The organism is Streptomyces sp. NPDC045695 (assembly GCF_056432025.1).
In genome coordinates, this window is sequence record NZ_JBWKJU010000018.1 from 1 (window position 1) to 23,773 (window position 23,773).

Here is a 23,773-nt window from a genome sequence, read left to right on the forward strand (position 1 = left end):
GCCGTTGGGTGGTCCGGTTTCGGGGGTGGCTTGGGTGGTACGGGGTGGACCGGCTTTGGTGGCTTGGGTGCCGTTGGGTGGTCCGGTTTCGGGGGTGGCTTGGGTGGTACGGGGTGGACCGGCTTTGGTGGCTTGGGTGCCGTTGGGTGGTCCGGTTTCGGGGGGGGCTTGGGTGGTACGGGATGTACCGGCTTTGGTGGCTTGGGTGCCACTGGCTGTACCGGCTTCGGTGGCGGCGGTGGTTCCGGCTTCGGTGGCTCGGGTGCCACTGGCTGTACCGGCTTCGCAGGCTCCGGTGCCACGGGCTGGACCGGTTCCGGCGGGGGCTTCGGCGGCTCGGGTACCACGGGTTCGACCGGCTTCGCAGGCTCCGGTGCCACGGGCTGGACCGGCTTCGGAGGGGGTGGGGGCGGTGGCTCTGCGGGCACGGGTGGCGCGGGCGGAACCGGAGGCTCCGGGGGTGCTGGCGGATCCGGCGGGGGTGGCGGCGGTTCTGTGTCAGGTGCGGCGATCGGAGGCTCTCCGAGGTGTCCGGGCGCCGCCACAACACCCGTCGCGCCGGTCACGGTGATGGCCGCAGACAAGCAGGACGCGCCGATGAAGCGTGCGAGTTGTCCCCGGCCGATTCTGACCATGGCGGTATCCATTACAGGTAGTGCTAGTTCCGCTATCCACCCTACGCCCCGGAGTCTCCGCCATGCCCCGGCCTCTCAGACAGGCCCGGAGCGAGCGGTCACGTGATCGTGCTCCCGTCAGGGCGCGTACCCGATGCGCCGGCCGATCGAGGCGAGGCGTGGCGATCTGACCTTCCGTCAGAATGGAACGTGTTCTACTCTGGCCCGCGACCGGGACCCGGGACGGACCGGACCGGGCGGGAGAGGGTGGGGCGAGGATCCGTATGGGCATCGGAATCACGCAGGAACAAAGGGAGTTGGCCGAGGCGGTGCGCGGCTGGGTGGCGCGGGCCGTGCCGCCCGAGGAGGTGCGCAAGCTCCTCGACACCCCGCCGCAGACCGGCGCGCGGCCCGCCTACTGGGACGCCATGACCGCGCAAGGTCTGCTCTCCCCGCACCTCGACGGCGGGACGCTCCTCGACCTCGCCGTCGTCGTCGAGGAGGCCGCCCGGGCCGCGCTGCCCGGGGCGTACCTGCCGAGCGCGCTGGCCTCCGTCCTGCTGGACCGGGCCGGCGCCGAGCCCCTCGCGGGCCGGGTCGGCGCCGTCGCGCTCGGCCCGGGGGCGCTGAGCGCCGTCGCCGTCGAGGGCGGCGGGTACCTGCTCGACGGCCTCGCGCCGCCCGTACTCGGCGCCGGCGAGGCCGACCTCGTCCTGCTCGCCGCCGAGGCCGCGCACGGCACGTGCTGGTTCGCCGTGGACGCGGCCGCGCTGGACATCCGTACGCACGAGAGCGCCGACCCGACCCGCCCGACCGCCGAAGTGCGGGCGCGCGCAGTCCTCACCAGCCCCGACCGGCTGCTGGAGGTGGACACTGCCCTGGTCCGCGACCTGGCCTGCACGCTGTTCGCCGCCGACGCCTGCGGCACCGCCGCCTGGGCCCTGCACACCGCCGCCGAACACGCCAAAGTACGCGAGCAGTTCGGCCGGCCCATCGGCCGGTTCCAGGGCGTCAAGCACCTGTGCGCCGACATGCTGGTCCGGCTGGAGCAGGCCCGGGCGCTCGCCTGGGACGCCGCGCAGGCCATGGACGAGCCGGCGCAGGTGCGCTCGCTCGTCGCGGCCCTCGCCGCCGGGAGCGCCCTGGACGCCGCGTACTCCTGCGCCAAGGACTGCATCCAGCTGCTCGGCGGGATCGGCTTCACCTGGGAACATGACGCCCACATCTACCTGCGGCGGGCGGTCGTCGCCCGCCAGCTCCTCGGCCCCGGCGACGGCCACCGCCTGCGGGCCGTGCGGTGCGCCGCGGGCGGTGCGCGGCGCGAGCTGCGCCTGGAACTCCCGGCGCGGGCCGAGAGCTACCGCGCGAAGGCCCGCAGCGCCATCGCGCAGGCGCGCGGGCTCGACCCGGCCGCCGCCCGGCGGGTCCTGGCCCCCACCGGCTACACCGCCCCCTACCTCCCGCCGCCCTACGGACTGGGCGCCGGGCCCGTGGAACAGCTCGTCGTCCAGCAGGAGCTGCGCGCGGCCGGGGTCAAGATCGCCGACCTCGGGATCGCCACCTGGGTCGTGCCCTCGCTGATCGCCTACGGGACGCAGGCGCAGCGCGACGCCTACGTCCTGGCGACCCTGCGCGGGGACGTCACCTGGTGCCAGCTCTTCTCGGAGCCGGGCGCGGGCTCCGACCTCGCCTCGCTGCGGACGAGGGCGCAACGGACCGGGGACGGCTCCTGGAGGATCAACGGACAGAAGGTGTGGACGAGTTCCGCGCACAGCGCCGACTTCGGGATCCTGCTGGCGCGCACCGACCCGGACGCGCCCAAGCACAAGGGGCTCGGCTACTTCGTCGTCGACATGAAGAACACCCCCGGCATCGACGTCCGGCCGCTGAGGGAGATCACCGGCGAGGCCCTCTTCAACGAGGTCTACTTCGACGACGCGGTCCTCCCCGCGGACGCGCTGGTCGGGGCCGCCGACGAAGGGTGGAAGGTCGCGCGCAACACCCTCGGCAACGAACGCGTCCACATGGCCGACCAGATGAGCTTCGACACTCCCCCTGGGCCTGGCGGCCCGGGAGGTACCCCCAGTCTGGAAACCCTGATCGCACGCTCATGCGACCTCGACGGCTCGTACGGGGCGCGGATCGGCGCGCTGGCCGCCGAGGCGCACGCGCTGGCCTGCATCGGGCTGCGCACCACCCTCCAGCAGGTCTCGGGGCTGGAGCCGGGCGCGGGCGCCTCCGTACGCAAGCTCATCCAGACCCCGCACCAGCAGCGGACCGCCGAGCTCGCGCTCGAACTCCTGGGGCCGCTGGGCGCGGTACGGGAGGGGGCGGGGGAGCGGGCGGTGCACGGAATGCTCATGTCCCGCTGCCTGACCATCGCCGGGGGCACCACGCAGGTCCAGCTCAACGTCGTGGCCGAGCGGATCCTCGGCCTTCCCAGGGACTGAAGGGCATCAATGATGAAGTCGTACATCGTGGGCGTCGGCATGACGAAGTTCGAGAAGCCGGAGTCGCGGGACTGGCAGTACTGGGACATGGCGAAGGAGGCCGGGTCCGCGGCGCTCGCGGACGCGGGGGTGGACTACGGGCTGGTGGAGCAGGTCCCGGTGGGGTACTGCTTCCAGGCCTCCACGGCCGGTCAGCGGGCGGCGTACGAGCTGGGGCTGAGCGGGGTGCCGGTCTACAACGTCAACAACAACTGCGCGACGGGCTCGACGGCGCTGATGATGGCGCGGCAGTTCGTGCAGGGCGGGATCAGCGACTGCGTGCTGGCGCTGGGCTTCGAGAAGATGAAGCGCGGCGCGCTGGGCGGCGGGGCCGACGGTGGCGACTTCAAGACCTCCCCGGTGGCCCGGCACTACGGGATCATGGCCGCGGGCCACGGCTTCGCGATGTCCCCGCCGACCGCGCAGATCTTCGGGAACGCGGCGCGGGAGCACATGGAGCGGTACGGGACGACGGCCGCGCAGCTGGCGGCGGTGGGCGAGAAGAACCACCGGCACTCGGCGGACAACCCGAACGCGCAGTTCCAGGACGTGTACTCGGCGGCGGAGATCCTGGCGTCGAAGGAGATCCACGCGCCGCTGACGAAGCTCCAGTGCTCGCCGACGTCGGACGGGGCGGCGGCGGCGCTGGTGGTGTCGGAGCGGTTCGTGGTGCGGCACGGGCTGCACGACAAGGCGGTGGAGATCGTCGCCCAGGCGATGACGACGGACACGGAGGAGTCCTTCGCGTCGGGCTCGTGCATCGACGTGGTCGGCAAGCCGATGACGGCGGCGGCGGGGCGGAAGGTGTACGAGGCGTCGGGGCTCGGGATCGAGGACGTCGACGTGATCGAGCTGCACGACTGCTTCTCGGTCAACGAGCTGCTGACGTACGAGGCGCTGGGCATGTGCGGGGACGGGGGCGGCGGGAAGCTGGTGGAGTCGGGCGCGACCACGTACGGCGGGCGGTGGGTGGTCAACCCGTCCGGGGGGCTGATCTCGAAGGGGCATCCGCTCGGGGCGACGGGGCTGGCGCAGGCCGCGGAGCTGGTGTGGCAGCTGCGGGGGGAGGCGGGGGCGCGGCAGGTGTCGGGGGCGCGGGTGGGGCTGGCGCACAACATCGGGCTGGGCGGTGCGGTGGTGGTGACGCTGCTGAGGAGGTAGCGGGCCGCGGGCCCGCGCCCGGGCGTGTGGGGCTCGGCCCCGGGCCCCGCGGGGCTCCGGCCCGGGCGCGTGATCGGGGCTCCGCCCCGGGGCCCCGCGCGGCTCCGCCCCGGGCGCAAGATCGGGGCTCCGCCCCGGGCCCCGCGCCTCAAACGCCGGCGGGGCTGGATTGGGGCGGCGGGGCCGGATGGTGCGCCCCGGGCGCAAGATCGGGGCTCTGCCCCGGGCCCCGCGCCTCAAACGCCGGCGAGGCTGGATTGGGCGGCGGGGCTGGATTGGGGCGGCGGGGCCGGATGGTGCGACGGGGGGTGCAAGATCGGGGCTCTGCCCCGGGCCCCGCGCCTCAAACGCCGGCGAGGCTGGATTGGGCGGCGAGGGCCCGGCAAGATACGGAAGAGACGGCCTAGCGGCGGGGCGTGGGGACTAGTTCGCAGACGCCGTTCGTGCACGCGCGGCGGAGGCGGCCTCGGGAGAGGGTTTGGATCAGGCCGATGGTCCAGCACGTCGGGCAGCCGCGTAGGGCCAGGACGCCGATCGGGGCGAGGAGGAGGCTGGCCGGGCCCGTGGTCGGCAGGAGGGCGAAGGCGGCTATCAGCGCGCCGAAGCCGATCGCGCCGCGCACCAGGTGCCGGGGCACGGAGGCGCTCGCGAAGTCGCGGCCGTCAGTCTTCATCGGGGGCTCCCGGGGTGGGGTCGGGGTCGGCCGGGGTGTGCAGGGTGCGCTGCACCGCCGCGCGGGCCCGGTGCAGGCGCGATTTCATCGCGGCCGGGCTGAGGCCGAGCGCGTCGGCGGTCAGCCGGCCGCTGTAGCCCTGGATGTCCCGCATGATCAGCACGTTGCGCTGGTCCTCGGGCAGCGCGGCCACCGCCTTGGCCACCCGCGCCGCCTCCAGGCGCAGTACCACCTCGTCCTCGGCGGACATCACGGCGGTGTCCGGCAGCGGCGCGCGGTGCCGCGGCGTCAGCCGGGCGCGCCGCAGGCACTCGTTGCGGACGATGCGGAACATCCACGAGGCCAGCGCCCCGGAGGCCCGCAGCATCCCGATCTTGCGGTACAGGATGATCAGCGCCTCCTGGGCCGCGTCCTCGGCGTCCTCGGGCGAGGCGCACAGCGCGTGCGCGAACCGGCGTACGTGCGGGTGCGATCCGGACACCAGGGCCGTGATCGAGTCGAGGTCGCCGCCCTGCGCGGCGACCACCAGCGCCTCACCGGGCCAGGTCGTGTCAGCCACGGGACCGACCCCGCTTGCGCAGGACGAGGACCGTGCACGTGCAGAGCATGACGACGACGACGGCACCGGCGATGAGAGCGGTCACGACAACCTCCAGGTCATGTCCCGACGTGGTTGCCGGAACACTCATAAGAGGGGCGACCACCGGAAAAGGATTCACCCCAGGCTGGGATCGATCACGGTTTCGCCCATCGAGGCGCGGCGGATGGCGTCCGCCAGGTCCTCGACCGGGCCGTCGCGCAGGATCAGGCCCGCCGCGCCCGCGGCCAGGGCGGCGTCGGCCAGGCCCGGGTGCGCGGACCCGGTCAGGACCAGGATCCGGCATTCCGGGTCGTCCTCCAGCAGGGAGGGCACGCTCGTGACCTCCTCCACCAGCGCCACCACCGGCCGGGCCGTCAGGTCGCGCACGACCTCGATGTCCGGCTGGAGGCCGAGCTGGAGCGCCAGGGCCGGGTTCTGCGGCTCCAGCAGGACGCGTAGCGCACGGGCCTGACGGTGGTCAACGGGCATTTCGGTCACCGGCGCAGCATATCTGACGTCAAGTCAGGAGTCTTTGCGTGCGTCTTCCCAAGTGCCGGGGCGTGCGTTATACATTCCCTCACCGGTCGGACCTAGAACGCGTTCTAGAACCGGCCGTCCCGCATGCGACCTCGGTGCGGCCGACGGTGCGGACAGCCGCACCGAGGTCTTCCAGCACGAGCCAAGAAACAGGGAGCAGCATCCTCATGCCGATCGATGCCGCCAAGGCCCTCGCCGCAGAACCCCGCCAGGGGGTCATCGGCTGGGACCACAAGGACATCCAGCTCTACCACCTCGGCCTCGGCGCCGGCCGGCCCGCGACCGACCCCGACGAGCTGCGCTACACCCTCGAATCCAAGCTGCACGTGCTGCCCAGCTTCGCCACCGTCGCCGGCGCCGGCATGGCCATGCTGGGCGGCCTCTCCGCACCGGGCATCGACGTCAACCTCGCCATGGTCCTGCACGGCGGCCACTCCATCGAGCTGCACCGCCCCATCCCCGTCACGGGCCGGGCCACCTCCAGCTCCAAGGTCGCCGCCGTCTACGACAAGGGCAAGGCGGCCGTCATCGTGCTGCGCTCCGAGGTCGCGGACGCGGACGGGCCGCTGTGGACCAGCGACGCGCAGATCTTCGTACGGGGCGAGGGCGGGTTCGGCGGCGAGCGCGGGCCCTCCGTCACGTCCGAGCGGCCCGAGCGCGCGCCCGACCGTACCGAGGAGCGGCGCATCCGCGAGGAGCAGGCGCTCCTCTACCGCCTCTCCGGCGACTGGAACCCCCTGCACGCCGACCCCGAGTTCGCCAAGGTGGCCGGCTTCGACCGGCCCATCCTGCACGGCCTGTGCTCGTACGGGATGACCCTCAAGGCCGTCGTGGACACGGCCCTGGGCGGGGACGTGTCGCGGGTCCGCGCCTACCGCACGCGCTTCGCCGGGATCGTCTTCCCCGGCGAGACGCTGCGGATGCGGATGTGGCAGGAGCCGGGCCGCGTCCTGGTGTCGGTGACCGCCGTCGAACGCGACGACGCGCCGGTCCTGGCCGACACGGTCGTCGAGCACGCGTAGGACCCCCGGCACTGCGGCACCCGGCACGCGTACCCCGGCACGCGAAGCACTCGTAGCACGACACCTCACGGACTGAAGGAGCCGCACCGTGCGCGCAGCACTGCAGAGCGAGATCGGCCAGGACAAGCTGGAGGTCGTCGACGACATGGAGGCCGTGGGCCTCGGTCCCGGCAAGGTGAAGATCCAGGTGAAGGCCACCGGCCTGTGTCACTCCGACCTCTCCGCGATGAGCGGCGTCCTGCCGCAGCCCGCCCCCTTCATCCCCGGCCACGAGGGCTCCGGGGTGATCAGCGACGTCGGCGACGGGGTCACCGGCCACAGCATCGGCGACCGGGTCCTCGTCTGCTGGCTGCCGCCGTGCGGCCAGTGCTCGTCCTGCAAGCGCGGCCAGGGCCACCTGTGCCTGGCGAGCCTGGCCAACGCGGGCACCCCCAACTTCCGCCGCGCGGGCGGCGACGTCTTCGGCTTCGCCGCCACCGGCACCTTCGCCGAGGAGCTCGTCGTCGACGCAGCGTGCGCCGTCCCGATCCCCGACGACGTGCCCTACGACATCGCCGCCCTCATCGGCTGCGGCGTCACCACCGGCCTCGGTGCGGCCATCAACACCGCGCAGGTGCAGGCCGGTTCCTCGGTCGCCGTCATCGGCTGCGGCGGCGTCGGCATCTCCGTCATCCAGGGCGCCAAGGTCCAGGGAGCGGCGCAGATCGTCGCCGTCGACCCGGTGGAGTCGCGGCGCGAGGGCGCGCTGAGGTTCGGGGCGACGGAGGCCGTCGCGCCGGAGGCCTTCGACGACGCCAAGAACCGGATCACCGGCGGCGAGGGCTTCGACTACGTCTTCGAGGTCGTCGGCAAGTCCGCCACCGCCCTGACCGCCTACAAGATGACCCGGCGCGGCGGCACCGTGGTCATCGTCGGCGCGGGCGCGCTCGACGACAACTTCCAGATCGACATGTTCTCGCTGTTCTTCGACGAGAAGCGGATCCTCCCGTCGATGTACGGCGGCGGGGACGTGCTGCGCTCCTACGAGCGCACCATCGCGCTGTGGCGGGCCGGCCGCGTGGACCTGGCCGGCCTGATCACCCACCGGGTGCAGCTCGCCGAGATCAACGACGCACTCGACCAGATGCGCACGGGCGTGGCCCTGCGCACCTGCATCGAACTCTGACGCTCCGCCGACCAGTCTGAGGGGAACCGTACGGATGTCACTGCCACTTGAGGGACTCTCCGCCATCGTCACGGGCGCCGGCCGCGGACTGGGCCGGGCCGAGGCGATCGAGCTCGCGCGGCTCGGCGCCGGCGTGGTCGTCAACGACTTCGGCCAGAGCGGGCGCGACGGCTCCGGGGAGGCCTCGGCCACCCCGGCCGAGGAGGTGGCCGCGGAGATCCGCGCCGCGGGCGGCCGGGCCGTGGCGCACCTGGGCGACGTGGCCGAGTTCGCACAGGCGCGCGAGCTGGTCGAGCTGGCGGTGAGCAGCTTCGGCAAGCTCGACATCCTGGTCAACAACGCGGGCATCCTGCGCGACCGGATGGTCTTCTCGATGTCGGAGGAGGAGTGGGACTCGGTCATCCGGGTCCACCTCAAGGGGCACTTCAACACCACGCACTTCGCGTCAGCGCACTGGCGCGAGCGCTCGAAGGCGGCGGGCGGCCCGGTCTACGGCCGGATCATCAACACCTCCTCCGAGGCCTTCCTCGGCGGCTCGGCCGGCCAGCCCAACTACGCGGCGGCCAAGGGCGGCATCGTGGGGCTGACCACCTCGACCGCCCTGGCCCTGGCCAAGTACGGGGTGACGGCCAACGCCATCTGCCCGCGCGCCCGCACCCGGATGACCGAGGACGTCTTCGCGGGCTTCCAGGTGCCGGAGGAGGGCAGGCTGGACGCCCTCGCCCCCGAGCACGTCTCCCCGCTCGTCGGCTACCTGGCCTCACCCGCCGCGGCGAAGGCCAACGGCCAGCTGTTCGTCGTACACGGCGGCATCGTGGCCGTGATGGAACGCCCGAAGGTGGCGGCCAAGTTCGACACGGGCAAGGAGGCCTTCTCCTACGAGGAGCTCGACGAGGTCCTCACCCCGCACTACGCCTCCCGCCCGGCGAACGAGACCTTCGCCGCGACGGAGGTCCTGGGCCTCAAACACGGCTAGGCGTACGGCCCACCGGGTCGTCGGCACGGCTGAGGGAGCCGGGCCACCAGGCGCGCGGCCCGATGTCCAGCACCAGGGCGGGGACGAGCACGGACCGGACGAGGAGGGTGTCCAGGAGGACGCCGAAGGCGACGATGAAGGCGATCTGCGCGAGGAACGCGAGCGGGATGACGATCAGCGCGGCGAAGGTCGCGGCGAGCACCACGCCCGCCGAGGTGATCACTCCGCCCGTCGCCGTCAGCCCGCGCAGGACGCCCTCGCGCGGCCCGTGCAGCAAGGACTCCTCCCGTACCCGTGACATGAGGAAGATGTTGTAGTCCACGCCCAGGGCGACGAGGAAGACGAACCCGTACAGCGGCACGGACGCGTCGGTGCCGCTGAATCCGAAGACGTGCCGGAAGACCAGCGCGGCCACTCCCAGCGTGGCCAGGTAGTTCAGCGCCACCGTCGCCACCAGCAGCAGGGGGACGGGGAACGAGCGCAGCAGCAGGACGAGGATGGCCAGGATGATCACCAGTACGACGGGCACGATCAGGTTCCGGTCCTGCTGTGCGGTGCGCTGGGTGTCGTACTGCTGGGCGGTGTAGCCGCCCACCAGGGCACGCGCCTCCGGCACCGCGTGCACCGCGGCGCGCAGCCGTCCCACCGTCTCCTTCGCGGCGTCGCTGTCCGCGGCGTCTTCGAGGGTCGCGTCGATCCGTACCCGCCCGGTGCCCGGCGCGGCCCCCGGGCCCGGTCCCGCCCGCACGATGGCCGAGGCCACGCCCCGGGTGCCTTCCGCCGTGGCCCGCACCTCCTCGGCCGCGGCCGCGTCGGTCACGATGACGGCGGGGTTGCCCGATCCGCCGGGGAAGTGCTCGCCCAGGGTCTGCTGGGCCGTCACGGACGGCGCGTCGTTGACGAAGATCTCGTCCAGCGGCACCCCCTTGGCGGACAGCGTGGGCGAGAAGCAGGCCAGGAGGGCGAGCAGCAGGGCTGCCGACACCCACACGCGCCGCGGCGAACGGTCCACGAGGGCGGCGACGCGTCGCCAGACGGCGTGCCCGCCGCGTGCCCCGTCGGCCGGTTTCGGCCTGGCCGGCCAGTAGGCGGCCCGGCCCAGCAGGACCAGTACGGCCGGCAGGAACGTCAGCGCGCCCAGCACGGCGCACACGATTCCGATGGCCCCGACCGGGCCCAGGGCGCGGTTGTTCGTCAGATCACTGGCGAGCAGCGCGAGCAGGGCGAGGGCGACCGTCGCGGCGCTCGCGGTGATCGCGCCGAAGGAGCGCCGCAGGGCCGCGCGGGCGGCGGCGAACCGGTCGTCCCGTTCGGCGATCTCCTCGCGGAAGCGGGCGGCGAGCAGGAGTGCGTAGTCGGTGGCGGCCCCGATCACCAGGATCGAGAGGATGCCCTGCACCTGCCCGTCGACCCGCACGATGTCGTGGAGGGCCAGGACGTAGACGACGGCGCACGCCAGCGCCAGCGAGAAGACGGCGCCGAGAATGATCACGAAGGGCAGCAGGGCACTGCGGTAGACCGCCAGCAGGATCACGAGCACCGCGCCGAGCGCCACTCCCAGGAGGAGGCCGTCGATTCCGCCGAAGGCCTTCGCCAGGTCGGCCCGGGTGGCCGCCGGTCCCGTGAGCTGCGCGGTGGTGCCCGGTACGGCTTCGACCGAGGTACGGATCCGGTCCAGCGTGGCGGTGAGGGCGTCCCCGAGGTCAGGCTCCAGCTGGACGACGCCCCGCAGCGCTCTGCCGTCCTCCGAGGGAAGGGCGGGCGAGGGCGCGCCCACCACCCCCGGCACCCCTTGGAGGGCCGCCAGTGCGCGCGTGGCCGACTCCTGCTGTGCGGGTGTGACGGGGCCCCGGTCGGCGGTCCAGACCGCGATGGCGGGGAGCGTCTGCGCCTGGCGCAGCGCCTTCTGCTCGGCGGCCACGGCCGTGGACTCGGCGCTCCGGGGCAGGAACGCCGCCCGGTCGTTGGAGGAGACCTCGCCCAGCTTCCCCGCGTACGGGCCGAAGGCGCCGCCGACCGCGAGCCAGACGACGACGAGGACGACGGGCAGCACCCATCGGACGTGTCGGTGTGCGGTGATGCCCAACGCTTCCCCGTCTCGCTCGGTGTCCACGCGACGAGTGCACCACACGAACCCCTACAGCGGCGCCTGCTGGAGCGGCACCGGGCGGGGGGCGGGTACCGACGGGTCCACCCGTACGGGGGACGGTGACGGGTCCAGCCGGACGGGGGGCGGCGGCGACACCGGCAGGGTCAGGCTCGCGATCCCGCACGGGACATCGGGCGTGGCGTACGGGAGGTGCAGGCGGCCCTGCGGGCTCCACAGTCCCGTGCCGAGCCAGCCGACGGGCGCGCCGAGGCGGAACACGTGCCGGTCGGCGGGGCGCCACAGGCCGATGCCCGCCGCGCCGCCGGGCGCGGCCCCGGCGTCCTCGAACCGCAGCGCCACCCCGCAGGTCTCCGGCATCAGGGCCTGGCCGGGCTGCACCGCGAAGGGATGTGCCCGGCCCAGCCGGGCCAGGCATTCGGGGAAGCGGACCGGCCGGGAGCTGCCCAGCACCCCCCAGCCCAGCCGGGCTTCGCCGGGGGCGTCGGAGCGGATCAGCAGCAGCCCGCTGTCCGGGTCGGCCAGCAGCAGCCGGTCGTCGCTGTGCTCGGTGATCTGGAGCAGTGCGGAGGTCGCCCCGCCGTTGCCCAGGTCGACGGCGACGGCCTTGGTAGCGCCCTCCAGTTCGCGGTCCAGGGCCAGCAGCCGGCCCGCCCGGTCCAGCCAGACGCCGCCGGAGCACCTCCCCGGGATCCGGGCGACCGGCCGGGGCCCGAAGGGGACCCCGGCCACCTGCCAGACCGTGGTCACGGTGTCCGCCGCGGCCAGGGCGAAGGCCGTGGCCCCGTCCGGGGACGGCGGGAGCAGACGCACCCGTAGGCCCTCCTGCGCGTCCACCGAGCCCAGCGCCAGCTCCCCGGTGCGGGGCCCGCCGACGCCGCCGCCCGTCGGGTACAGCAGCGCGAAGGCGTGGCGGTCCGCGACCCGCCGGTGGATCAGCACCCGACCGTCGGCCAGCGGCAGCAGCTCGCTGTCGGCCTCCTCCGGCTGCGCGAGCGGCAGCGGAACCGCGTACGGCTCGGGCCCGCCCAGGGTCCACCGCTCCGCGTAGCGGGCCTCGCCCTGTCCGGCGAGCCGGGCGGCGTACGACCCGTCCGCGGCGATCGTGAACGGGACCGTGGTCGTCATGTCGATGGCACAGACAGTCATCCGGCCGTCACCTCCGGCGAGGAAGGTAGTTTTCGCACCTCCGCCGAACAACATCAAGCAACCCGGCTTCATACATATGGGTGTCCGTACGGCGATTCCGCTGTGGTGGACGGGGCGGTTGTGCTGTGTCATTTAGGGGCGTTTGGGGTGGAAGGAGGTGAGGTGGGCCTAAGCTCCACCGCATCGCCGATCCGCGGCGGCGGGTCCCGTGGGCGGGTCGTGGGCGGGCTCCTGTCGGCCGGGCGGGGCGGTCGCCGCGGACGGTAGCCTTGGCCTGTGCCCCGTCTCTCTGAAGTCATCGCCGCGCTGGACGCTCTCTGGCCCCCCTCGCGGGCCGAGCAGTGGGACGCCGTCGGCACCGTCTGCGGCGACCCCGACGCCGAGGTCACCCGGGTCCTCTTCGCGGTGGACCCCGTCCAGGAGATCGCCGACGAGGCCGTGAAGCTGGGCGCCGACCTGATCGTCACCCACCACCCGCTCTACCTGCGCGGCACCACCACCGTCGAAGCCGGCACCTTCAAGGGCCGCGTCGTGCACACGCTGATCAAGAACGACGTCGCGCTGCACGTCGCCCACACCAACGCCGACACCGCCGACCCCGGGGTCTCCGACGCCCTCGCCGGCGCCCTGGACCTGCGGATCACCGGTCCGCTGGTGCCCGACGCGAGCGACCCCGAGGGCCGCCGCGGCCTCGGCCGCATCTGCGAACTCGACCACCCCGAGACCCTGAGCGCCTTCGCCGCCCGCGCCGCCGCCCGGCTGCCGCAGACCGCCCAGGGCATCCGCGTGGCGGGCGACCCCGACGCCCTGATCCGTACCGTCGCCGTCAGCGGCGGCTCCGGCGACAGCCTCTTCGAGCAGGTCAGGGCCGCGGGCGTGGACGCCTTCCTGACCGCCGACCTGCGCCACCACCCGGTGTCCGAGGCCCGCGAGCAGAGCCCGCTCGCCCTCGTCGACGCCGCGCACTGGGCCACCGAGTGGCCCTGGTGCGAGCAGGCCGCCGCGCAGCTCGACGCCATCTCCGAGCGCCACGGCTGGGGTCTGCGGACCCACGTCTCGCGCACGGTCACCGACCCGTGGACGGCGCACGCGCCGTCCGTGACACCCCCTTCTATCTCTGGAGCCCCCAACTGAACGCCGAGCCCGCCGACCAGATCCGACTTCTCGACATCCAGGCCCTGGACGTCCGGCTGTCTCAGCTCGCCCACAAGCGCAAGTCTCTGCCCGAGCACGCCGAGGTCGACTCGCTGACCAAGGACCTCACCCAGCAGCGCGACCTGCTCGTCGCCGCCCAGACCCAGGCCAGCGACGCGGCCCGTGAGCAGACCAAGGCGGAGCAGGACGTCGACCAGGTACGCCAGCGCGCGGCCCGCGACCAGCAGCGACTGGACTCCGGCGCCGGCGTCTCGGCCCGCGACCTGGCGAACCTGCAGAGCGAGGTCGTCTCCCTCGCCAAGCGCCAGGCCGACCTGGAGGACGTGGTCCTGGAGGTCATGGAGCGCCTGGAGGCCGCGCAGGAGCGGGTCACCGAGATCACCGACCGCGTCGCCGCCCTGGAGGCCAAGCTGACGGACGCCACCGCGCGCCGTGACGCCGCCACCGGCGAGATCGACGCCGAGGCCGCCAAGATCGCCAAGGACCGCGAGGTCATCGTCGCGTCCATGCCGACGGACCTGATGGCCCTGTACGAGAAGATCCGCGCCAAGCAGGGCGGGGTCGGCGCCGCGCGCCTGTACCAGCGCCGCTGCGAGGGCTGCCGGCTGGAGCTCGACATGGCCGAGGTCAACGAGATCAAGGCCGCTTCCCGGGAGCAGGTCGTGCGTCACGAGAACTGCGGCCGCATCCTCGTCCGTACGGCCGACTCGGGCATCTGATGCCGCGGTTCGTCGTGGAGGCGGACGGCGGGTCCCGGGGCAACCCGGGCCCCGCCGGCTACGGCGCGGTGGTCCTCGACCCGGAGACGGGCGAGACGCTGGCCGAGCGCGCGGAGTACATCGGCGTCGCGACGAACAACGTGGCGGAGTACAAGGGCCTGATCGCCGGGCTCCAGGCGGCGCGCGAACTGGCCCCGGCCGCGCAGGTCCTGGTCCGGATGGACTCCAAGCTCGTCGTCGAGCAGATGTCGGGCCGCTGGAAGATCAAGCACCCGGACATGAAGCCGCTGGCGGCGCAGGCGGCGCAGATCCTGCCCGCCTCGCAGGTGACGTACGAGTGGATCCCGCGGGACCGCAACAAGCACGCCGACCGACTCGCCAACGAGGCGATGGACGCCGGCCGGCTGGGCCGGCAGTGGGAGCCGTCGGCCTCCACGGCGGCCCTCGACCACGGCGCCGCCCGCGCGGTGGCCGCCTCCTCCGCTCCGCCCGCGTCCGGTCCGCCGGGTGACGCGGCGGCGGGCGCGGCAGCCGTCCGCGCGGCGCTCGCGGCCGCGGGCAGCCGCACCCGGACCGGTGCCGGCGCCGTCTCCCCTGAACCAGCCATCCGCGACACGTTGTTCGCGGACGCCGAGGCCCTGACGGGACCGGGACACCCGGCGGCGCCCGCGGCGGACACGCTGGTGATCGAACCCTGCCTCGACTCCGACACCCCGGCGACCCCGGCGGCCGAGCCGTCCGGCGCGGCCGAGGCCACCGGCCCGGCTGCGGCTGGCGCCCCCGGGTGGGGCCCCGACATGGGGGCGCCCGCCACCTTCGTGCTGCTGCGGCACGGCGAGACCGCGCTCACCCCGCAGAAGCGCTTCTCCGGCAGCGGGGGATCGGACCCCGAGCTGTCCCCCGCGGGCAGGCGCCAGGCCGCCGCCGTCGCCGAGGCGCTGGCCGCCCGCGGCACCGTCCAGAGCGTCATCACCTCCCCGCTGCGCCGCTGCCGCGAGACCGCCCGGGCCGTCGCCGACCGGCTCGGCCTCGACGTGACCGTCGAAGAGGGCCTGCGCGAGGTGGACTTCGGCGCCTGGGAGGGTCTGACCTTCGCCGAGGTGCAGGAGCGCTTCCCGGACGACCTCCAGGCCTGGCTGGACTCCCCGAAGGCGGCCCCCACGGGCGGCGGCGAGAGCTTCGCGGCAGCCACCCGCCGGATCTCCGCCACCCGCGACCGGCTCCTTGCCGCGCACGCGGGCCGTACGGTCCTGCTGGTCACGCATGTGACCCCGGTCAAGATCCTGGTCCGCCTCGCGCTGGGAGCCCCGCCCGAAGCACTGTTCCGCATGGAACTCTCGGCGGCCTCCCTCTCGGCGGTGGCCTACTACGCCGACGGCAACGCCTCGGTCCGGCTCCTGAACGACACGTCCCACCTGCGCTAGGACGCGAAAACCCCCCTCACCGGAAGCCCGGCGGCGGGGGCGGCGCCGCTCAGCGGCAGACCCTCCACCCCGAACGGGGTGGGAAGGGCAGACGAGCCGGCCTGTACGCCGGGTTCTGTCGCCCGGAGACCTCGCGGTCGCCGGGGAGACGGCCATCCATCTAGGACCGGTGTTGCCACCGGCCTCGTGCGGTCTACCCGCGAACTCGGGCGGGCAGCCCTCAAGCGTTCGCGCAGACCCGTCCGAAGACGGATCCTCTTGACCTTGCTCCGGGTGGGGTTTACCTAGCCGCCTGAGTCACCTCAGGCGCTGGTGGTCTCTTACACCACCGTTTCACCCTTACCGAGGACCGAAGTCCCCGGCGGTCTGTTTTCTGTGGCACTGTCCCGCGGGTCACCCCGGGTGGGCGTTACCCACCACCCTGCCCTGTGGAGCCCGGACGTTCCTCGGCGGGATCCGGGGATCCCGACGCGGCCGCCCGGCCGACTCGTCTGCCGTGGCGACCATGTTACCGGCTGTGCCGTCGCCGCCCGACCCCGACGAGTCCTCCCGGTCAGGCCGGGGCGAAGAGGACCTTCGCCGTGCCCGGGTCCGCCTCCGTCAGCCGGACGCGGATGCGGTCGCCCAGGGGGAGCTCCTCGGTGGACCGGATACGGCCGACCACCGCGGGGTCCTCCAGGTGGACGGTGCCCACCAGCGGCTCCCGGTCCTTGACGTCGATGACCGTGGCGTCGAAGGTCTCGCCGACGCGGTCCTTCAGCACGGCGGCCTCGACCAGGTCCACGCACTCGCGCTCCGCCGTGTTCACCAGCCGGGTGCCCTGCGCCATCCGCTCGGGCAGCGCCTCCAGCGCCGCCACCGCCCACTGCGGGGGCTCGGCCCCCGCGGCCGCCGCCACGCACAGCTCGCCCGCGTACCGGTCGACGAGCCGGCGCAGGGGCGCGGTGCAATGGGCGTACGGGGCCGCCACCGCGGAATGGATCGCCGGGTCGGGGCTCCGGCCGCCGGTGAAGGCGGTGTAGCCGGCGCCGCGCAGCAGGCCCGTGCACTCCTGGAGGAAGGCCGCGTGGGCGGGGCGGTGCGGGTCGAGGGAGCGTACGAGTTCGGCGTACGGGACGTGGTGCGGCCAGTCGATCCGCAGGGCCTTCGCCGCCCGCCGGAGCCTGCCGACGGCGCCGTCGGGGGCGCTGGGCAGGGTGCGCAGGATGCCCTGACCGGCGGCCAGCATCAGATCGGCGGCGGCCATCCCGGTCATGAGGGAGATCTGCGCGTTCCAGCCGTCCGCGGGGAGCGGGGCGCGGTAGGCCAGGGCGTACGAACCGTCGTGCGCGATGACCTCCTGCTCGGGGACGTTGAGGGAGATGCCGCCGCGTTCGCGTTCGAGGGCCTCGCGGAGCCGGCCGATGTCCTCCAGGAGGGCGAGGGGTTCCTCGGCCGTGCCGGTGTCGATGGCCTTCTGGGCGCCGGCGTAGTCGAGTCTGGCCCGGCTGCGGACCAGGGCGCGGCGCACGTCCGTGGTCTCGATGCGGCCGTCGGCGTCCAGGTCGAGGCGCCACACGAGCGCGGGGCAGGTCTGGTCGGGCAGCAGGCTGGCCGCGCCCGCCGAGAGCGCGGCCGGGTGCAGGGGGATCTTCCCGTCGGGGAAGTAGAAGGTGGTGACGCGGCGGTGGGCCTCGGCGTCGAGCGGGCCGCCGGGGGTGACGAAGGCGGCGACGTCGGCGATGGCGTAGTGCACGCGGTAGCCGCCGCCGGAGCGTCTGGCCAGGTGCATGGCCTGGTCGAGGTCGACGGAGGCCGGAGGGTCGATCGTGAAGAAGGGGATGTCGGTGCGGTCCAAGGCGGGGAGGCGGGGGTGCCCGGCCGCGTGCTCGGCCTCGGCCAGCACCTCGGCCGGGAAATCCCCCGGTACGTCCAGCTTCGTCCGCAGTTCACGCAGCGCGGCCCGCAGAGCAGCCCCGTCTGCGCCGGTCATGTGCATCTGACGGCGTGGCATGGCCCGAGCCTATGGGCGCCGGGGCCGGACGGCACGGCGAGCCGTCTACCCTGGCCCGGGGGCCGCATCCCCTGCGCCGTGTCGTATTGAAGGAGAACCACCGTGCTCGTGCTGCTGCCGCCGTCCGAAGGAAAGGCCGCCGGCGGCTCCGGCGCACCGCTGAAGCCGCAGTCGCTGTCCCTGCCCGGTCTGGCCCCGGCCCGTGCGGCGGTGCTGGAGGAACTGGTCGAGCTGTGCGCGGGCGACGAGCTCAAGGCGCGCGAGGTGCTGGGTCTGAGCGAGGGGCTGCGCGGCGAGGTCGCGAAGAACGCCGCGCTGCGCTCGGCGCCGGCCCGCCCGGCGGGGGAGATCTACACGGGCGTGCTCTACGACGCGCTGGGCCTGGCCGACCTGCCGCCCGCCGCGCGGGAGCTCGCCGAGCGTTCGCTGCTGGTGTTCTCGGGACTCTGGGGTGCGGTGCGGATCGGCGACCGGATCCCGTCGTACCGCTGCTCGATGGGCGTGAAGCTGCCGGGGCTGGGGGCGCTCGGGGCGTACTGGCGGGGGCCGATGGCGGAGGTCATGCCGCAAGCCGCCGCGTCGTCCGCCTCCGCCGGATCCGCCGGGGGCGGGCTGGTGCTGGACCTGCGGTCGGCGGCGTACGGGGCGGCGTGGAAGCCGAAGGGGGAGCTGGCGGGGCGGACCGCGACCGTGCGGGTGCTGCACGCGCAGGTGGTGGACGGGGTGGAGAAGCGGTCGGTGGTCAGCCACTTCAACAAGGCGACCAAGGGCCGGCTGGTCCGGGACCTGCTGATCACGGGCTCCGCCCCGGCCTCGCCGGCGGAGCTGGCCACCGCCCTGCGGGACCTGGGCTACGTGGTCGAGGCCCAGGCCCCCGCGAAGGCGGGCAAGGCCTGGTCCCTCGACGTGGTGGTGAGCCAGATCCACTGATTCAGCCCCTCCGGCGTTTGAGGAGCGGGGTACGGGGCGGAGCCCCGGCTTTCAGCCGCGCCGGCGTGTGAGGCGCGGGGCCTGGGGCGGCCTCCCAGGGGCCGGGCGCAGCACGGCTGGGGCTGCGGCCCGCCGGGAGGCTACGCGCGGCCCAGGGGCCAGGCGACGGCCGCCGGGGTCTGGTCCGTCGCCCCCGCGTACTGCGCGCACGCGTCCGTCAGGGTCTCCAGGAGGGTGAGGGGGTCCGGCAGGGGGTGTTCCATCCCGCGCAGCCAGGTCACCGCATGCTCACCGGGCAGGGCCGCCGGGGGGACCAGGACGTAGCTGCCGCGGCAGTGCCAGCGCAGGCCCGGGTGTTCGTCCATCGTCTCGGGGTGGCAGTCCAGTTCGCAGGGCCACCACTCGTCCTCGTCCTCCGGGGTGCCGCGCGTGGCGGTGAAGAAGAGCATGCGGGCCTGGTCGCCCGTGCCGCCCGATTCGGCGACCGGACCGACCTCGATGCCGGCCTCCAGGAGGCGGGCGAGGGCGGCCGCGCCGGCTTCCAGCGGGACGTCCAGGACGTCGTGGACCATGCCGGTCGCGGTGATGAAGTTGGCCTGGGGCTGGCTGCGCGCCCATCGCTCGACCTGGGCGCGGTCGGTCGTCGACTGGGTCTGCCAGGCGAAGGAGACGGGGTGACGTGCGGGCGTCGGACAGCCGATCCGGTCGCACGAACACCGGTAACCGGCGGGATGGGCGGCGGGGGCGAGCGGCAGACCGGCGGCGGCGACGGCCAGGAGGAGCGCCTCGCGCTCGCGTCCGGGGTCCTCGGCGGTGGGTTTCTGCTGCCGGCGCAGCCACTGGGAAATCCTGCTCTGCTCGCCGCGTTTGACGCGGCCGGACTCAGACCCCATCTATCCCCTCACCTCACCGTATCCCCGGCGGACCTTCACATGGTCCCACCATCCTGCGCCCCAAGTGACCGCTCTTGACGACCGGGGCCCCGGGGATCGGCGGCACGGAATCCCCACATACCCCCAGAATCAGGCCATTTGGGCTCGGCCAGCGGCCGGTGGCCGGCCGGTCAGCGGGCGGTGACGTTTGCCACCCCGCCGAGCACCCGGTCCACCAGTGCGTCGGTGTAAGCGTGCGTCAGGGGCGCGGTGCGCAGCAGCCAGCGGTACGTCAGCGGCCCCAGGAGCATCTCCACCGTCAGCCGCAGGTCCGTGTCCGGGGCGAGCTGGCCGGCCTCCCGGGCCGTGCGCAACCGGGCTTCGTAGAGGGCGAGCTGCGGCTCCAGCAGCTGTTCGGTGAAGCGGGCGCCGAGCTCGGGGTCGGTGGCCCCGGCCGCCGTCAGGGCGCGCGCGGGGGCCTCGTACGCCTCGTCGTTGAACTCGTCCACCGTCGCCCGCAGTACCTGCTTCAGGTCGGCCGCGAGGTCCCCGGTGTCGGGGAAGCCGGTCCACGCGGCGTCCCGCTCGGCGTCCCCGGCGAGGGCCAGCGAGGCGTCGAGCAGGACGGCGGCCTTGGAGGGCCACCAGCGGTAGATGGTCTGCTTGCCGACGCCCGCGCGGGCGGCGATGGCCTCGATGGTCAGCTTGTTGTAGCCGACCTCCCCGACCAGGGCGAGGGCGGCGTCGAGGATGGCGCGGCGCGAGCGGTCGCTGCGGCGCGTGGCGTCAGGGGTCTTGGTCATGGCCTGAACGTACCAAAGCGAGACGTCTCGTCTCCCTGAGATCCGGTGAACCACCCGACCGGTCCACTGCGTCGCCCTGTTTGAGGAGAGACGATTCTCTCCAATACTCGACTCCGTACTCCGAACGAGTAGAGCTAGCCGTGTAAGTCGTGAGGAGCCTTCTTTGCGCAGAAACGCCACACCCCGGCGTTACCTGATGTGCCCACCCGCACACTTCAAGGTCACGTACTCCATCAATCCGTGGATGGACCCCACGAAACCGGTGGACCTGCCCCTCGCACTCGCCCAGTGGGAAGACCTGAGGGACCGCTACCGCGCCCTCGGGCACACCGTCGAGACCCTCGTACCCGACCCCGAGCTGCCCGACATGGTCTTCGCGGCGAACGGCGCCCTGGTCGTCGACGGCAAGGTGCTCGGCGCCCGGTTCGCCCATCCGGAACGGGCCGCCGAGGCCGGGATCCACCTCGCATGGTTCCGCAGCCACGGCTACCAGGACGTCCACGAGCCGTCCCACGTCAACGAGGGCGAGGGCGACTTCGCCGTCACGGCCACCTACATCCTGGCCGGCCGGGGCTTCCGCTCCAGCCCGCTCTCGCACGACGAGGCCCAGGAGTTCCTCGCCCGCCCGGTCATCGGCCTCGACCTGGTGGACCCGCGCTACTACCACCTGGACACGGCGCTCTGCGTCCTCGACGGCGACGAGATCATGTACTACCCCGGCGCCTTCTCGCCCGGCAGCCAGGGCGTCCTCAGGCGGCTCTTCCCGGACGCCCTGATCGCCGAGGAGGCGGACGCGGCGGCCCTCGGTCTGAACGCGGTGTCCGACGGCCGGCACGTGGTGCTCCCGCAGGCGGCGACCGGGCTGCTGGCGCCGCTGCGGGACCGCGGGTTCGAGCCGGTCCCGATGGACCTGGGCGAGCTGCTCAAGGGCGGCGGCAGCGTGAAGTGCTGCACCCAGGAGCTGCGGCCCCAGGCCGTCTAACCCTCTTGGGATTCGGAGGGCGGGGGCCAGGCCTGGCCCCAGTCGGCGTCCCGGGCGGCCTTGTAGCGGTCGCCCTGGCGCTTGGTCACGTTGACCCGGGTCAGGCCCTCGCCCTGCGGCCCGCACAGCTCCAGCAGGACCAGCCCCTTGCGGATCTGCGGCTTCCGCGTGATCCGGAAGGCGGCGGGCCCGGTCGGGAAACGGGTCGCGGCGACGTAGCTGAACTTCTCGTCCTCGTACGGGAGCGAGCCGCCCTTGACCTGCCGGTGCAGGGAGGACCGGCTGACCCGCGCCGAGAAGTGGCACCAGTCCTGGCCGACCTCGATCGGGCAGGCCCCGTCGTGCGGGCAGGGCGCGGCCACCCGCAGCCCGGCGCCGATCAGCTGGTCGCGGGCCTCGCGGATGCGGAGGTAGCCCTCCGGCGTGCCCGGCTCGATCAGCACCACGGCCTGTCCGGCCCGCGCCGCCTCGGCGACGACCGCCGTGCGGGCCTGCGGGGTCAGCTCGCCCAGCACGTACGAGACGGTCACCAGGTCCGCGTCGGGCAGGGCCAGACCGGAGCCGATGACGGCCCGGCGCCAGTGCGCCGCGCGCAGCGCGGGGGAGGGCGAGGCGTCCGCGATCTCCTTGCCGAGCTTGAGCGCGGGCTCCGCCCAGTCCAGCACCGTGGTCTCGCGCGGGCCGTCCCAGGTGGCGTCCACCGCCCAGGTGGCCGCGCCCGTACCGCCGCCCACGTCCACGTGCGAGCCCGGTGTCCAGGCGGGCGCCGCCTCCGCGAGCCCGTCCAGGGCGGCCCGTACGGCCTCGAAGGTGGCCGGCATCCGGTACGCGGCATACGCCGCCACGTCGGAGCGGTCACGCAGTACGGGCACGTTGGTCGGGGTCTGCCCCCGGTAGCTGGCGATGAGCCGCTCGACGGCGGCCGCGGCCTGCGTGGGCGGGAGGCCGTCGAGCAGACCGCCGAGGGCGGTGCGCAGGGTCGCGGCGGTGGTGGGGGCGGAGGCGTTCACCCACCGAGTTTACGGCGCCGGGCGGGGTGGCCTCGTGGGGGGCGCCTGCGGTGCGGCTGCCGGGGCTCCGCCCCGGACCCCGCACCTCAAACGCCGGCGGGGCCGGATTTCCAGGGGCGGCACAGAGTCAGGAAGAAGGTCACCGACAGGAGGGCGCACACCAGCTGGACCACCGCCATCGGCACCGCCGTGTCCTCGCCCGCGACGCCCACCAGCGGGGAGGCGATCGCGCCGACCAGGAACGAGGAGGTGCCGATCAGGGCGGAGGCGGAGCCGGCCGCGTGCGGGGTGCGCATCAGCGCCTGGGCGTTGGTGTTGGGCAGCAGCACGCCCATCGCCGACATCAGCACGAACAGCGCGGCTGCGACCGGGGGCAGCCCGACCTCCCCGAACACCCCGGTGGACATCAGCAGCAGCGCCACCGCGGCGGCCGTGACGATCCCGAGCCCGACGGCCAGGACCTTGTCCAGGCTGACCCGGCCGACCAGCAGCTTGCCGTTGATCTGGCCGACGGCGATCAGGCCGACGGAGTTGAGGCCGAAGAGCAGGGAGAAGGCCTGGGGCGAGGCCCCGTAGATCTCCTGGATCACGAAGGGCGAGGCCGAGATGTAGGAGAAGAGCACGGCGAAGGCGAAGCCGCCGGTGAGGGTGTAGCCGGTGAAGACGCGGTCGGCGAGCAGGCCGCGCATGGTGTGCAGGGCGGATCCGACGCCGCCGGTGTGCCGCCGCTCGGGCGGCAGGGTCTCGCCGAGCTTGCGCCACACGACCAGCGTGAGCACGGTACCGACGCCGGTCAGGACGACGAACACCCCGCGCCAGTCGGAGACGCGCAGGACCTGGCCGCCGATGAGCGGCGCGATGATCGGGGCGGTCCCGGATATGAGCATCAGGGTGGAGAAGAAGCGGGCCATCTCGACGCCGTCGTACAGGTCGCGCACGACGGCCCGCGCGATGACGATCGCGGCCGCTCCGGCCAGGCCCTGGAGCAGGCGGAAGCCGATCAGCATCTCCGCGCTCGGGGCGAGGGCGCAGATCGCGGTGGCCAGGACGTAGACGACCATGCCGGCGAGCAGCGGACGGCGCCGGCCCCACTTGTCGCTCATCGGGCCGATGACGAGCTGGCCCAGGGCCATGCCGGCGAGGCAGGCGGTGAGGGTGAGCTGGACGGTCGCGGCGGGGCTGTGCAGGGCGTCGGTGACCTGCGGCAAGGCCGGCAGGTACATGTCCATGGACAGCGGGGGCAGGGCCGTCAGCCCGCCGAGCACGAAGGTCACCAGCAGGCTGGTGCGCCGGGCGGCCGCCAGGGGCGCGCTGGCGGAGGGCGATGCGGGCGAGGAGGGAGACGAGGGCGATGCGGGCGACGAGTCCTGCGAGGCGGCCGTCGCGGGGCCTCTTTCCGACATGCGGGACTC

20 protein-coding genes and 1 other RNA gene are annotated in these 23,773 nt (G+C 73.7%); 10 read left to right on the top strand and 11 right to left on the bottom strand.

The genetic code is table 11. The features are described from left to right. The first annotated feature begins 898 nt into the window (after positions 1–898). Positions 899–3,064 (top strand): acyl-CoA dehydrogenase, encoded by a 2,166-nt coding sequence (locus AC07DU_RS25875; protein ID WP_479113890.1) that lies wholly within the window; start codon positions 899–901, stop codon positions 3,062–3,064. Positions 3,065–3,076: 12 nt separating this feature from the next. Continuing rightward, the gene (locus AC07DU_RS25880; RefSeq protein ID WP_479114006.1) at positions 3,077–4,264 is read left to right on the top strand and encodes a lipid-transfer protein; all 1,188 of its coding nucleotides are present in this window, start codon (positions 3,077–3,079) and stop codon (positions 4,262–4,264) included. Positions 4,265–4,667: 403 nt separating this feature from the next. On the opposite strand, the gene AC07DU_RS25885 is transcribed toward AC07DU_RS25880, so the two are convergent. The 3 genes from AC07DU_RS25885 to AC07DU_RS25895 all read right to left on the bottom strand — a co-directional run bounded on the left by AC07DU_RS25885 (position 4,668) and on the right by AC07DU_RS25895 (position 6,006). Continuing rightward, complete coding sequence (locus AC07DU_RS25885; RefSeq protein ID WP_479034470.1) at positions 4,668–4,937, bottom strand: hypothetical protein; 270 nt, start codon at positions 4,935–4,937, stop codon at positions 4,668–4,670. Next, on the bottom strand, positions 4,927–5,496 hold the full coding sequence (locus AC07DU_RS25890; RefSeq protein WP_479113892.1) for an RNA polymerase sigma factor: 570 nt from the start codon (positions 5,494–5,496) through the stop codon (positions 4,927–4,929). Before AC07DU_RS25890 ends, AC07DU_RS25885 begins: the two co-directional genes overlap by 11 nt. Before the next feature lie 156 nt (positions 5,497–5,652). Then, a complete protein-coding gene (locus tag AC07DU_RS25895; RefSeq protein ID WP_360897958.1) occupies positions 5,653–6,006 on the bottom strand; it encodes a response regulator in 354 nt (117 codons plus the stop codon). 215 nt (positions 6,007–6,221) lie between these two features. Here AC07DU_RS25895 and AC07DU_RS25900 point away from each other — a divergent pair, with 215 nt between their 5' ends. From AC07DU_RS25900 to AC07DU_RS25910, 3 genes are all read left to right on the top strand, one after another. Then, positions 6,222–7,076 carry a MaoC/PaaZ C-terminal domain-containing protein gene (locus AC07DU_RS25900; protein ID WP_360897848.1) on the top strand — a complete coding sequence of 285 codons (855 nt, stop codon included), beginning with the start codon at positions 6,222–6,224 and terminating at the stop codon, positions 7,074–7,076. Positions 7,077–7,164: 88 nt separating this feature from the next. Beyond that, positions 7,165–8,241, top strand: coding sequence for a Zn-dependent alcohol dehydrogenase (locus AC07DU_RS25905; RefSeq protein WP_479034464.1), 1,077 nt, complete (start codon positions 7,165–7,167; stop codon positions 8,239–8,241). A 34-nt stretch (positions 8,242–8,275) separates the two neighbouring features. Next, the gene (locus AC07DU_RS25910; RefSeq protein ID WP_360897852.1) at positions 8,276–9,217 is read left to right on the top strand and encodes a 3-oxoacyl-ACP reductase; all 942 of its coding nucleotides are present in this window, start codon (positions 8,276–8,278) and stop codon (positions 9,215–9,217) included. Here the strand turns inward: AC07DU_RS25910 and AC07DU_RS25915 are convergent. Then, a complete protein-coding gene (locus AC07DU_RS25915) occupies positions 9,204–11,330 on the bottom strand; it encodes an MMPL family transporter (RefSeq protein WP_479113895.1) in 2,127 nt (708 codons plus the stop codon). The two genes, AC07DU_RS25910 and AC07DU_RS25915, sit on opposite strands and share 14 nt — an antisense overlap. Before the next feature lie 24 nt (positions 11,331–11,354). After that, positions 11,355–12,473: a hypothetical protein gene (locus tag AC07DU_RS25920; RefSeq protein ID WP_479113897.1), complete on the bottom strand. Its 1,119-nt coding sequence runs from the start codon at positions 12,471–12,473 to the stop codon at positions 11,355–11,357. Positions 12,474–12,749: 276 nt separating this feature from the next. Between AC07DU_RS25920 and AC07DU_RS25925 the strand changes: the two genes are divergently transcribed. The 3 genes from AC07DU_RS25925 to AC07DU_RS25935 are packed head-to-tail and all read left to right on the top strand — an operon-like array spanning position 12,750 to position 15,771. Continuing rightward, a complete protein-coding gene (locus AC07DU_RS25925) occupies positions 12,750–13,607 on the top strand; it encodes a Nif3-like dinuclear metal center hexameric protein (RefSeq protein ID WP_479113899.1) in 858 nt (285 codons plus the stop codon). Next, on the top strand, positions 13,604–14,347 hold the full coding sequence (locus tag AC07DU_RS25930) for a zinc ribbon domain-containing protein (RefSeq protein WP_360897962.1): 744 nt from the start codon (positions 13,604–13,606) through the stop codon (positions 14,345–14,347). Before AC07DU_RS25925 ends, AC07DU_RS25930 begins: the two co-directional genes overlap by 4 nt. Further along, positions 14,347–15,771, top strand: a complete 1,425-nt coding sequence (locus AC07DU_RS25935) for a histidine phosphatase family protein (protein ID WP_479113901.1) — start codon at positions 14,347–14,349, stop codon at positions 15,769–15,771. The genes AC07DU_RS25930 and AC07DU_RS25935 overlap by 1 nt, the downstream gene beginning before the upstream one ends. Before the next feature lie 88 nt (positions 15,772–15,859). Here AC07DU_RS25935 and rnpB read toward each other — a convergent pair. Further along, positions 15,860–16,261: RNase P RNA component class A (gene rnpB, locus AC07DU_RS25940), an RNA gene on the bottom strand. A gap of 63 nt (positions 16,262–16,324) precedes the next feature. Further along, positions 16,325–17,764, bottom strand: a complete 1,440-nt coding sequence (locus tag AC07DU_RS25945) for an RNB domain-containing ribonuclease (protein ID WP_479034453.1) — start codon at positions 17,762–17,764, stop codon at positions 16,325–16,327. 102 nt (positions 17,765–17,866) lie between these two features. On the opposite strand from AC07DU_RS25945, the gene yaaA reads away from it, so the two are divergent. Then, positions 17,867–18,694 carry a peroxide stress protein YaaA gene (yaaA, locus tag AC07DU_RS25950; RefSeq protein WP_479113903.1) on the top strand — a complete coding sequence of 276 codons (828 nt, stop codon included), beginning with the start codon at positions 17,867–17,869 and terminating at the stop codon, positions 18,692–18,694. A 140-nt stretch (positions 18,695–18,834) separates the two neighbouring features. Here the strand turns inward: yaaA and AC07DU_RS25955 are convergent, their stop codons facing one another. Both AC07DU_RS25955 and AC07DU_RS25960 read right to left on the bottom strand, forming a co-directional pair. Next, entirely contained in the window at positions 18,835–19,587 is a 753-nt protein-coding gene (locus AC07DU_RS25955; protein WP_479113905.1) for a bifunctional DNA primase/polymerase, read from the bottom strand. A 170-nt stretch (positions 19,588–19,757) separates the two neighbouring features. After that, on the bottom strand, positions 19,758–20,369 hold the full coding sequence (locus AC07DU_RS25960; RefSeq protein ID WP_360897866.1) for a TetR/AcrR family transcriptional regulator: 612 nt from the start codon (positions 20,367–20,369) through the stop codon (positions 19,758–19,760). Between the two features lie 103 nt (positions 20,370–20,472). On the opposite strand from AC07DU_RS25960, the gene ddaH reads away from it, so the two are divergent. Next, a complete protein-coding gene (gene ddaH, locus AC07DU_RS25965; RefSeq protein WP_479114008.1) occupies positions 20,473–21,351 on the top strand; it encodes a dimethylargininase in 879 nt (292 codons plus the stop codon). Here the strand turns inward: ddaH and AC07DU_RS25970 are convergent. Both AC07DU_RS25970 and AC07DU_RS25975 read right to left on the bottom strand, forming a co-directional pair. After that, positions 21,348–22,361: a small ribosomal subunit Rsm22 family protein gene (locus AC07DU_RS25970; RefSeq protein ID WP_479113907.1), complete on the bottom strand. Its 1,014-nt coding sequence runs from the start codon at positions 22,359–22,361 to the stop codon at positions 21,348–21,350. The genes ddaH and AC07DU_RS25970 overlap by 4 nt on opposite strands. A gap of 86 nt (positions 22,362–22,447) precedes the next feature. Then, complete coding sequence (locus AC07DU_RS25975; RefSeq protein WP_479113909.1) at positions 22,448–23,764, bottom strand: Bcr/CflA family multidrug efflux MFS transporter; 1,317 nt, start codon at positions 23,762–23,764, stop codon at positions 22,448–22,450. Positions 23,765–23,773 lie beyond the last annotated feature (9 nt).

What these genes read in the sequence shown, in the direction of transcription:
- AC07DU_RS25875 (WP_479113890.1), top strand. Translation starts at nt 899, where the DNA reads ATGGGCATCGGAATCACGCAGGAACAAAGGGAGTTGGCCGAGGCGGTG.
- AC07DU_RS25880 (WP_479114006.1), top strand. Translation starts at nt 3,077, where the DNA reads ATGAAGTCGTACATCGTGGGCGTCGGCATGACGAAGTTCGAGAAGCCG.
- AC07DU_RS25885 (WP_479034470.1), bottom strand. Translation starts at nt 4,937, where the DNA reads ATGAAGACTGACGGCCGCGACTTCGCGAGCGCCTCCGTGCCCCGGCAC.
- AC07DU_RS25895 (WP_360897958.1), bottom strand. Translation starts at nt 6,006, where the DNA reads ATGCCCGTTGACCACCGTCAGGCCCGTGCGCTACGCGTCCTGCTGGAG.
- AC07DU_RS25900 (WP_360897848.1), top strand. Translation starts at nt 6,222, where the DNA reads ATGCCGATCGATGCCGCCAAGGCCCTCGCCGCAGAACCCCGCCAGGGG.
- AC07DU_RS25910 (WP_360897852.1), top strand. Translation starts at nt 8,276, where the DNA reads ATGTCACTGCCACTTGAGGGACTCTCCGCCATCGTCACGGGCGCCGGC.
- AC07DU_RS25920 (WP_479113897.1), bottom strand. Translation starts at nt 12,473, where the DNA reads ATGACTGTCTGTGCCATCGACATGACGACCACGGTCCCGTTCACGATC.
- AC07DU_RS25935 (WP_479113901.1), top strand. Translation starts at nt 14,347, where the DNA reads ATGCCGCGGTTCGTCGTGGAGGCGGACGGCGGGTCCCGGGGCAACCCG.
- AC07DU_RS25945 (WP_479034453.1), bottom strand. Translation starts at nt 17,764, where the DNA reads ATGCCACGCCGTCAGATGCACATGACCGGCGCAGACGGGGCTGCTCTG.
- AC07DU_RS25955 (WP_479113905.1), bottom strand. Translation starts at nt 19,587, where the DNA reads ATGGGGTCTGAGTCCGGCCGCGTCAAACGCGGCGAGCAGAGCAGGATT.
- AC07DU_RS25960 (WP_360897866.1), bottom strand. Translation starts at nt 20,369, where the DNA reads ATGACCAAGACCCCTGACGCCACGCGCCGCAGCGACCGCTCGCGCCGC.
- AC07DU_RS25975 (WP_479113909.1), bottom strand. Translation starts at nt 23,764, where the DNA reads ATGTCGGAAAGAGGCCCCGCGACGGCCGCCTCGCAGGACTCGTCGCCC.